This window comes from Chryseobacterium sp. SIMBA_028 (genome assembly GCF_046535285.1).
Lineage (GTDB): Bacteria > Bacteroidota > Bacteroidia > Flavobacteriales > Weeksellaceae > Chryseobacterium.
The window spans coordinates 1-228 of the sequence record NZ_JAWRWZ010000922.1; the positions used below are offsets into that span (position 1 = coordinate 1).

At 28.9% G+C, this 228-nt stretch carries 1 pseudogene; it reads right to left on the bottom strand.

What is annotated here, in order from left to right:
• Positions 1-88: 88 nt before the first annotated feature.
• Positions 89-228 (bottom strand): annotated as a pseudogene (gene ydfK, locus SCA31_RS25905) (cold shock protein YdfK); the annotation flags it as partial.

Genomic DNA, 228 nt, shown 5'->3' on the forward strand with positions numbered 1-228 from the left:
TTAACCAGATTTCAAGTTGTTTGGTCGTGGAAAAGTGGAGCAAAATGTTGTTAAAGTGGAAAAATGATAAAAAAGTAAGTTTATTATATTACATTTTACCATTTAAATTTTGGTTGTCTTTAAGAACTGATATCGCTGTTTGTAATAATTCTTTGTTATCCAGCCATGATTTTTTCTTTATGTTTCCTTCAATGTAATCAAGCAATGTTCTGGTATTGATAGGTCTTC